Origin of the sequence: Microcoleus sp. Pol14D4 (assembly GCF_036701245.1) — a bacterium.
GTDB lineage: Bacteria > Cyanobacteriota > Cyanobacteriia > Cyanobacteriales > Microcoleaceae > Microcoleus.
The window spans coordinates 20017-29194 of the sequence record NZ_JAUBQM010000084.1 but is presented as its reverse complement, the minus strand read 5'-3'; the positions used below and the strand labels follow the sequence as shown (position 1 = coordinate 29194).

10 protein-coding genes are annotated in these 9178 nt (G+C 47.6%); 3 read left to right on the top strand and 7 right to left on the bottom strand.

Annotation, left to right across the window (positions count from 1 at the left end; genetic code table 11):
• Positions 1-374: 374 nt before the first annotated feature.
• The 5 genes from mdh to QUA33_RS23345 form a co-directional block, all read right to left on the bottom strand.
• Entirely contained in the window at positions 375-1328 is a 954-nt protein-coding gene (gene mdh, locus QUA33_RS23365; RefSeq protein WP_333151581.1) for a malate dehydrogenase, read from the bottom strand.
• 109 nt (positions 1329-1437) lie between these two features.
• Positions 1438-1653: an NAD(P)H-quinone oxidoreductase subunit O gene (locus tag QUA33_RS23360; RefSeq protein WP_006635201.1), complete on the bottom strand. Its 216-nt coding sequence runs from the start codon at positions 1651-1653 to the stop codon at positions 1438-1440.
• 187 nt (positions 1654-1840) lie between these two features.
• Complete coding sequence (locus QUA33_RS23355; protein ID WP_333151580.1) at positions 1841-2803, bottom strand: DNA-formamidopyrimidine glycosylase; 963 nt, start codon at positions 2801-2803, stop codon at positions 1841-1843.
• A 2-nt stretch (positions 2804-2805) separates the two neighbouring features.
• Complete coding sequence (locus QUA33_RS23350; protein ID WP_333151578.1) at positions 2806-3186, bottom strand: photosystem I reaction center subunit IV; 381 nt, start codon at positions 3184-3186, stop codon at positions 2806-2808.
• A 46-nt stretch (positions 3187-3232) separates the two neighbouring features.
• Complete coding sequence (locus QUA33_RS23345) at positions 3233-3385, bottom strand: hypothetical protein (protein ID WP_333151576.1); 153 nt, start codon at positions 3383-3385, stop codon at positions 3233-3235.
• A gap of 88 nt (positions 3386-3473) precedes the next feature.
• Between QUA33_RS23345 and QUA33_RS23340 the strand changes: the two genes are divergently transcribed.
• On the top strand, positions 3474-4175 hold the full coding sequence (locus QUA33_RS23340) for a dihydrofolate reductase family protein (RefSeq protein ID WP_333151574.1): 702 nt from the start codon (positions 3474-3476) through the stop codon (positions 4173-4175).
• 257 nt (positions 4176-4432) lie between these two features.
• Complete coding sequence (locus tag QUA33_RS23335; protein WP_333069006.1) at positions 4433-5629, top strand: GNAT family N-acetyltransferase; 1197 nt, start codon at positions 4433-4435, stop codon at positions 5627-5629.
• Positions 5630-5940: 311 nt separating this feature from the next.
• Here the strand turns inward: QUA33_RS23335 and QUA33_RS23330 are convergent, their stop codons facing one another.
• Both QUA33_RS23330 and QUA33_RS23325 read right to left on the bottom strand, forming a co-directional pair.
• Entirely contained in the window at positions 5941-6507 is a 567-nt protein-coding gene (locus QUA33_RS23330) for a hypothetical protein (RefSeq protein WP_333151572.1), read from the bottom strand.
• Between the two features lie 173 nt (positions 6508-6680).
• On the bottom strand, positions 6681-8045 hold the full coding sequence (locus QUA33_RS23325; protein ID WP_333151570.1) for an ATP-binding protein: 1365 nt from the start codon (positions 8043-8045) through the stop codon (positions 6681-6683).
• A gap of 248 nt (positions 8046-8293) precedes the next feature.
• Here QUA33_RS23325 and QUA33_RS23320 point away from each other — a divergent pair, with 248 nt between their 5' ends.
• Positions 8294-9139 (top strand): M48 family metallopeptidase, encoded by an 846-nt coding sequence (locus tag QUA33_RS23320; RefSeq protein ID WP_333151568.1) that lies wholly within the window; start codon positions 8294-8296, stop codon positions 9137-9139.
• Positions 9140-9178 lie beyond the last annotated feature (39 nt).

Genomic DNA, 9178 nt, shown 5'->3' with positions numbered 1-9178 from the left:
CTATCTTTTTTTACCACACATTGGCTCAATCCTCACCACCTCTGGGTTTCAGGCTGGTTGTTACCCCCCCAGAATTTCTAGATAAACTCTGATGTATTGTCGCGCAGATAAAGTTCAACTGCTTTTGCCATTTTTTGCGTTTTTACCAAATTTTTCAGAGTAAATTTTATGTTTATTGATCGGTTCCTTGCAGCTCATTTTTCTGGGTTGGAAATACAGCATAACAAGCATGAGCAATGATATTTTTTATCAAAGCGCGGTTGAAATCCGAGAAGCCTACTTCCGACAGAGCGATCGCCCTGTCATACTCAGTATAAATTATTATTATATTGAAGTGGCGAGCAGGATGCTATGTTCGACCAACTGCTACAAACTTAATAAGCCTTTTTCAGTATTGCCCTGGCTTCCTCAATATTTTGGGCAACCAATTTGCCCGAATCGATAAAAGCGGCTCTTTCGATATCGCTGAGTTCAAGTTCCACTAATTGTTCGACTCCCTGATATCCCAAGCGGCAGGGCACTCCTAAAAAGATATCTTGCACACCATATTCGCCGTGCAAATAAACGCAGCAAGGCAACAGTCGCGACTGATTAAATAAAATAGATTCTACCATCAAACAGACAGAAGATGCGGGTGCAAAATAAGCACTACCAGTCTTCATCAATTCTACAATTTCTGCACCACCGTGGCGAGTTCGCTGTACGAGTCGATCGATCGCCTCAGCATCCATAAGTTGATTGATGGGAATACCGTTGACAGTAGAATAGCGTGGCAAAGGAACCATCAAATCGCCATGAGAACCGATGACAGTTGCATTAATTTCAGCATTGGAAACGCCCAATTCCATTGCAATAAAAGTTTGAAAGCGGGCGGAGTCGAGAACTCCACCCATACCCATGACTCGGTGTTTGGGCAAATCCACAGCTTCCCACGCTAAATAAGTCATGATATCTAGGGGATTTGTGATTACGATTAAGATTGCTTCCGGAGAATGCTCGATCGCCTGTTTTGATGCTTCCGTGACAATTCGAGCATTAATTTTAATTAAATCTTCCCGATTAATACCGGGTTTGCGCGGAACTCCGGCGGCAATTACTATGATATTTGAGTTTGCTGTATCTGTATAATCATTTGTACCGACAATTTGGCGATCGTGGCGTTCCACTCCCCTGGCTTCCATCAAATCCAAAGCAACGCCCTGCGGCCAACCCTCCACAATATCTAGCAATACTACATCTGCTAGATTTTTCTCAGCAATTCGCTGGGCTAACGTACTGCCGACTTTGCCTGCACCAATAATTGATACGCGGTTTGATGGAGAATTCATTGGATTTTAGATTTTAGATTTTAGATTTTAGCAATGAACTTAATTGGGGAAAGGTGCGCGGTGTGCACCCTTCGCTACATTAAGAACAGTGATGTTTAGTTTTGGTGAGTTAGTTAAAATCTTCGAGTTGATCTACCCGCAGCCAAATATTGGGGGTGGGTACTTTGCCAAATTTGACGAAGGCATAGTCGCCGCGAACATCCATCACTTCGCCCTTTGTTTCAAATATATACGAGGAAAAGCGCTGGTCGCTGGCTTTGGCTTCTAGACTGTTTTCCAATTTTTCGCGTACAGCGCGAACTATACTGCCTTTCTTGATTGCCATAACTTGCTTTGTTTAGTTTAAAAAACTATACAAATTTTAATCTAGATTTGGCTTGAAACTCACTCTGCGATTGAAATCGCTACTAAATAAACGAAGTCCGCCTACGCGGACTAAGGAATAAAGGGGTGCGATGCGTGGGGTAAATCTAAAATCTAAAATCTAAAGCCTAAAATCCATTGACTGCTTCCTATGTCTGACAAATGGGGCAAAAATGAGTCGATCGCCCTGCTAATTTTATACGTTCGATGGTTGTGGAGCAAGTGCGACAGGGTTGACCGGCGCGATTGTACACCCAAGCGACGCCGCCGTAGTTGCCGTTGACACCTTGGACGTTGAGAAAATTGCTAAAAGTCGTGCCGCCGGATTCGATCGCCTTCTGTAAAACTTGAATAATAGCTGTATGGATGCGCCCAATTTGCTCTGCGGTCAAATCCGCGCACAGAGTTGTGGGCATCACTCCCGACAAAAACAAAGTTTCGTCTGCGTAAATATTGCCCAAACCAGCTATCAGTGACTGGTCTAGCAAAGCTGTTTTTATGGGTCGCGCCCGCCGGTGCAGCTTGCGGGCCAAATATTCTGTTGTAAACTCGTCGGAAAACGGTTCGGGGCCTAAGAGTTTCAGACCGATGACTGTGCTGGAAACCTCGGTTTCTGCGGGCACGTACCACATTTGCCCGAAGGTGCGCTGGTCTACAAACCGCAATTCTTGGTTTCCTTCAAAAAACAGCCGCACTCGCGCGTGTTTTTGCAGGGGTTCGGATCTGTTCACCCACAGCAGTTGCCCGGTCATCCGGAGGTGAACGCCCAACCAGCCGGCTTTTGAAGGCAAAAGGGAGGGGTAGAAAGAAGGCGTTCGGGAAGAACTTGGAGTTTGGGCAACAAATTCTCCCACTCTCCCCCTCTCCCCCTCTCCCCCTCTCCCCCTCTCCCTTTCTCCTTCGGGGAATTGAGATAGTTCTGCCAGTAGATATTTGCCGCGCCTGTACCAGCGGGCGATCGACTTTCCTTTGAGTTGTGTCAAAAAATCGGTCGCAGAGATTGAGCGGGCGATCGTGCTGTTTAGCAACACGTCCCCGTCCAAAATTTCTCGATCGAGGGTTGCTTGATTCAAGCCCCGGCAAATAGTTTCAACTTCTGGCAGTTCTGGCACAATTAGCGCTGTTCTGTTCCTTGATTTGGCGAACCTTCGACGCTGCCGGGCACTTCGGCGCCGGGCTTGCTGTCCGTCGAAGTTTTCGGCTGCTGGGGGGCTCCTCCGCTGCCGGTTTTCCGGGTTTTCTCGTCCACCGTGGTTTGTTTGCCGCCGGAAGCTGCTGGAGTCGCTGTTTTCGCTTTTGCTTTGGGGGCGGATACTTCCACTAATTCGCTTTGGGCGAAGTTGTTGGTGTTGACGCCTGCATAATTTACGGTGTTAAAGCGAACGATAACTGGGTATTTAATGCCGCTTTGGTCTACCGTAGCAACGGTGCCCACTTCTTGATACCAGAAGGATTCTTTGCGGAGAATCCGGACTGTAGAACCGCGTTGAACCATGAGCTTTTTTTCCTGTGCGATGAATAAACGGATCAAGCCATTTTTTTTACTTTAGTCGATCGCGCGACGCATTTAAAGTCTGCAAGGGAATTTTTACCTCCCGCGCCGTTTTTTGGCCTACTGTTTGTAAAGAAAAGTAAATACTTTGGTAGGGCGATCGCTGGGGTTGCAAAATAAATAAACTGACATTATCCGTCAAATAAAACCACTGCGATCGAGTTGAAAACAAACTTTACAAATAGTAGTGAATTGCTACAGTTAAATGTTCTGCGAAATTCTGATAAGTAATGACTGGACTTCACGCAACAGTAATACTCGCGATCAGTGCTGACGGTAAAATTGCAGATGCAGTACGATCGCCCGCGAGATTCGGTTCTGCCAACGACAAAGCCCACCTCGAACAGCAAGTCGCAGCAAGTGACGCGGTTTTGTTCGGCAACGGCACTTTACAGGCTTATGGGACGACAATGAGAGTGATTTCGCCGGAATTGGTCAAACAGAGGGAACTGCAAGGGAAGCCCCCACAACCTGTGCAAATTGTATGTTCGCGATCGTCCCAATTTGACCCCAACTTGCGATTTTTCCAGCAACCGGTACCTCGCTGGCTGCTGACCGGGCAAGACAGCAGGCACACGGCACTGCCCTTTCCCTACCCGATGACAAACAGTAAGTTCGATCGAATTATCTATGCGAAAACCGCAGGTGGAGAGATTGATTGGATTGATGCGTTTCAACAGCTAGCAAACTTTGATATCAAACGCTTGGCGATTCTGGGCGGGGGGAAACTGGTAGCGTCTGTGCTTGCTGCAGGCTTGGTAGACGAACTTTGGCTGACGGTTTGCCCGCTAATTTTGGGCGGCGCGGATGCACCGACACCTGTGGAGGGAAAGGGTTTTTTGGCGGATTTAGCGCCGAAATTGGAGCTTTTGGCGGTTAAACAGGTGGGACAAGAGGTATTTTTGCATTATCGGGTCGATCGAACTAACTGAAGCTCAAACGTAATCGGAGACTAGGGTTTGACGATTAAGCCCTCCGATCCCCCCTAGCCCCCCTTAAGAAGGGGGGAACCGGAGGCGCTCAAAGTCCCCCTTCTTAAGGGGGATTTAGGGGGATCGGGTTTCGGACAAAAGCGAGATTTGTCAGGTTTCAAGGTTCAGTTGACACCAGTTGCCATTCAGCTTTCCCAGCGATCGAAGAATTGTATTAACTTAAATGAAGTTCGATCGCTCTACGCTCAAATCTCCCTATGCTGAAACAGCCAAAACCTGAATATTCTGTAGCCTGGATTAGCAAAATAGGCGAAATCCCGCAAGCGTCGTGGGATGCCCTGGCGATGCCGCTAAAAACTCCATTTCTGGAATGGGATTGGCTTAACAATCTCGAAGTATCGGGCAGTGCGACAGGTAAAACCGGTTGGCTGCCGCATCACTTAACAGTCTGGCGAGACAAACAGTTGATTGCTTGCGCGCCACTTTATGTCAAAAGTCACAGTTACGGCGAATTTGTATTCGACAATCAGTGGGCGGATTTAGCTCAACGTTTGGGTGTTCAATATTATCCGAAATTGATGGGAATGACGCCGTTTACTCCGGCTGAAGGCTATCGGTTTTTGATTGCCGAGGGGGAAGATGAAGACGAGTTAACGGGAGTAATGGTAAGCGCGATCGACCATTTTTGCGATCGCCACAATATCTCCGGTTGCAATTTCCTGTACGTCGATCCCGAATGGCGCGAAAGAATGGAACGCCACGGTTTCAGCAGTTGGCTGCACCACAGCTATATTTGGCAAAATCAAGGCTATCAAAATTTTGACAATTATTTAGGCGCATTTAATGCCAACCAGCGCCGCAATATCAAACGCGAACGCAAAGCAGTCGATCAAGCTGGTTTGTTGGTAAAAACGCTGACTGGCGATGAAATTCCCCAAGCCATGTTTGCTCAAATGTATGCTTTTTATGAGAATACTTGCGACAAATTTGGTTGGTGGGGAAGCAAGTATCTGACTAAGCGATTTTTTGAACAGTTGCACCACAATTATCGCGATCGAGTTTTATTTGTAGCCGCCTACGACAAGGAAGATGAGAGACAGCCGGTGGGTATGTCTTTTTGTTTGTATAAGGGCGATCGACTGTACGGCCGTTATTGGGGAAGTTTGCAGGAAATCGACTGCTTGCACTTCGATGCTTGCTACTATACGCCGATCGAATGGGCGATCGATCGGGGCATCCAAAGCTTCGATCCCGGTGCCGGCGGGCGGCACAAAAAACGGCGCGGCTTTCCAGCTACGCCAAATTATAGTTTGCACCGATTTTATAACAACCGTCTGGCCCAAATTCTCAAGTCTTATATCGGTCAAATCAACGAAAGAGAACAGGAAGAAATTGATGCAATCAACGAGGATTTACCTTTTACTAAGTTACCTCCGTTGTTACTCGGCGATTGACGGCTGACTGGGAATTTGGAATGGGAAATTTGGAATTACTAACAGTCTATCGGGGTCAACATAATACTAAAACCCTTTGTATATCTCGTTGGTGTCGAAGTTTCGATTCCCCTCGCATCCCCCTTAATAAGGGAGACTTTTAATGCTCTTCCCCCTTTATTAATGGGAGTTAGAGGGAACGTAATAAGACTCTTTTCCCCCTCTGAATAAGGGGGTTAGGGGGGAGCGAAACTCAACTATAAACGATATTTATTATGGGTTTTAGTCTTAAGTTGAGACGAATGGTAACAGTCAACCGTCAACCAATTAACCTAATTCAAAAATACTCTCCCATCTTCCTGAATTTCCAGGGATTTTGTATCAGCGGCCACCTCAGTTGTCGCGCTGAAACTGACTTGCAACATACCAGGCATCGCGGTTGCTTGGGGGCGAACCAGCACCAATCCGCCGTCTGGGCGCTGGTAAGTGAGGGTGATTGGCACTTTGAGGGCTTGAAGCAGAATTTCAGATTGTTCGCCCAGAGTTCGCGGCTGGGTCACGCCTACGATTTGATAATTGATGACAGCATTGGTGGTATTCACCAGTTTAATTACTATCATGCCTTCGGCAGGCGTAACTCTCGCACTGGGCATGGGGAAGCGGGGAGGCACATCTGTGGGTGTAGAGGGCATCCCCCTCAGACCGGGACTTGCAGCCGGAGTTGGTTCGCTGACGGGTTCTTCAGTGGCTGCAGGAGTCTCTGCGGGTTGCGAAACGGGTTTTCCTTGTTGGGGCGGTGGGCCGCCGGCTTGGGAAAGTGTTGCGAGACTAACGAGTAAACCTCCGCAGGTGGCTGTTAGCAAGCTGATTTTTTTTAACGGTAGATTGTGGCGAAACATAAATAACTCCTCACAAGTTCGATCGAGGTTTTCCAACAACGTTTATGTTAATCTATGGCGGAAATGAATTTTAATAGCTGGGTTTGGGCGCGAGGTAGGAAGAATAAGGGTTTGAGGGGTAGATTTTTTTTAAACCGCAGAGGGCGCAGAGGAAGAGAGGAAGAGGGGAAGTTTTAAAGGCGGAATTGTTCTGATTTGTGGGCGGGGAGGGTGACGGTAACGGCGGTACCTCGATCGACTTGGCTGTCAATGCGGATTTGGCCGCGGTGATTTTCGACAATTGCTTTGGCGATAGCTAATCCTAAACCGGAACCAGCGGCGCTGCGGTGGGTGCGGGCGGGATCTGCGCGATAGAATCGATCGAATAAATGCGGCAGGGCTTCTGCGGAAATTCCGATGCCGGTGTCTGTTACTTTTATTTGCAGCGCTGGATGTAACATCGGCGAATTTCTTTTGTTTTTAGCTGCTACCTCCAATTCTAATTGAATTTGACCGCCAGAGGGGGTGTACTGCACGGCGTTGCTGACGAGATTGGTAAAAAGTCGGGCTAGTTGATCCCAGTCTCCCAACAGTGTAAAGTTGTCCTCAGCGTTGGGCAGATCGACAATTTCCAAAGAAAGAGAGAGATTTTGGGTTGTGGCGATCGCCTGTTGTTCTTCAATTACCTCCATCAGCAAAGCATCGAGAGGAACCTCAATCCACTGCTGCTGGACGATACCGCTATCTTGTCTGGCTAAGAACAGCAAATCGTCAACCAAGCGCCCCAAACGGCGCGTGAGACGTTCGATAACTTGTAGCTGTTGATGCTGCTGCGGTTCGATATCCGGTTCCGCTAAAGCTACTTGGACGTTTGTTTGAATAGTGGCGATCGGATTTCTGAGTTCGTGAGAAGCATCAGCAGTAAACTGTTTGAGACGCCCGTAAGATTCCCGCACAGGTTTCATAGCCAATCCCGACAGCAGCCAGCCAATAGCTGCAACGCAAATTAGAGTTAAACTCGCGCCCAAAATCAAATCGAGAATTAATTGGCGGATGGGTTTTGTCACTTCAAACCAAGGATGGCTGACTCGCAAATATCCCAGAACTTGGCGGCCGCTTTGTACTCGCTGCGTTACTTGTCTGAGGGAATAGTTTTGATCGGACTGTAACTTATTATTAATTATCCAAACTGTTTCGCCGGTACGGTTAGCGTGAATGGGAATATTCAGCGGTTCCGATAATGTAGACCACAGCAATTCCCCCGTAGGACTGAACCATTCTAAATCAATGTGGTCGTCTTCTACTGCATCGGTGCTATCTCGAAAACTCGCTTGAATATTAACTTGCAATTTAATTTTCTCTGTGGTATTGGGGAAAGTTAGCGGTTCGATAACGAGAGTTCGCTCTATTACTTCTACAACATGATTGAGAGTGTCATCAATGCGATCGATCAAAGTAGTGCGGACGTAGAAGTAGAAACCAGTGGCGAATACAAGTAACAATACAGCAGTAACGGCAGTGTACCAAATAGCGAGGCGGCGGCGTGTAGCTTGGAACATATTGCGAAGGAAGTTCGGCAACTGATTGTGTAATCGATTCAACAGATTTAACCGATTTAATAACTATAACCTTCTTCACTTCTTCTCTTCCTTCGTGTCCTAGCGCTTACGCGGTTCGTTAAAAAAAGCCTTCTTAGCCAATGATTCCAAAAAACTATAACAATATTCCATTATTAATACTTCAGATAGATGTCGAGTTAGCGGTCAGCCTGGTATTGTACTCGCTAAACTTTTTAGGTAGAAAGCCTGTGAACAAATTTTTATTTCGAGCTGCGATCGGGCTATTAATGGCATTTTTTGGAGCAATCACCTATTTTACAAACGACGTACAAAATCCGGTAACTGGAGAGAGACAGCGGGTACAGCTTTCTCCCCGCCAAGAGATAGTTTTGGGATTGCAGGCGCGAGATCAAATGGCCGCTAAGTACGGGGGGCTTTATCCGAGTCAGAGTATTCAGCAGTATGTCGATCGAGTAGGAGAACGAGTTGTCAACGGTTCGGCCGCGAAACAAGCGGGTTATCCGTTTGAATTCCACCTGCTGCGAGACCCCGAAACTGTGAATGCTTTTGCTTTACCGGGGGGACAAGTTTTCATTACTGCAGGGCTGCTGCGACGGCTCAATTCCGAGGCTCAGTTGGCTGCTGTACTCGGGCACGAAAGCGGTCACGTTGTGGCGCGCCACGCTGCGGAACACTTGGCAAAACAGCAGTTGGGCAGGGCTTTGGTAACGGCGGTTGGGGTGGCTACTAGCGACGATCGCGGTGGGGGTCAGCAAGCAGCATTAATTGCTCAAGCTGTCAATCAAGTGGTCGGTTTGCGGTACGGTAGATCGGATGAACTTGAGAGCGATCGGCTCGGTTTTCGGTTTATGACGGAGGCGGGTTACGATCCGAGAGGTATTGTTGAGGTAATGCAAATTCTCGGTGCAGCTAGGAAGGGCGAAGCGCCGCCGGAGTTTTTGAGTTCTCACCCAAACCCTGAAAACCGAGTTCAAAAGTTGCAAGCTTTAATCGCGCAAAATTACCCTAACGGCGTTCCCTCTAATTTGGTGTCTGGACGCGAAGAGTTTGCTAAGAATTTGTCTGGCGGTTAGCAATAATTGCATAGGGCTTTACAAAAGTTATTACTAAAG

Excerpts from the sequence above, each read along its gene's own strand:
- mdh (WP_333151581.1), bottom strand. The coding sequence starts at position 1,328 with ATGAATTCTCCATCAAACCGCGTATCAATTATTGGTGCAGGCAAAGTC.
- QUA33_RS23360 (WP_006635201.1), bottom strand. The coding sequence starts at position 1,653 with ATGGCAATCAAGAAAGGCAGTATAGTTCGCGCTGTACGCGAAAAATTG.
- QUA33_RS23350 (WP_333151578.1), bottom strand. The coding sequence starts at position 3,186 with ATGGTTCAACGCGGTTCTACAGTCCGGATTCTCCGCAAAGAATCCTTC.
- QUA33_RS23340 (WP_333151574.1), top strand. The coding sequence starts at position 3,474 with ATGACTGGACTTCACGCAACAGTAATACTCGCGATCAGTGCTGACGGT.
- QUA33_RS23335 (WP_333069006.1), top strand. The coding sequence starts at position 4,433 with ATGCTGAAACAGCCAAAACCTGAATATTCTGTAGCCTGGATTAGCAAA.
- QUA33_RS23330 (WP_333151572.1), bottom strand. The coding sequence starts at position 6,507 with ATGTTTCGCCACAATCTACCGTTAAAAAAAATCAGCTTGCTAACAGCC.
- QUA33_RS23325 (WP_333151570.1), bottom strand. The coding sequence starts at position 8,045 with ATGTTCCAAGCTACACGCCGCCGCCTCGCTATTTGGTACACTGCCGTT.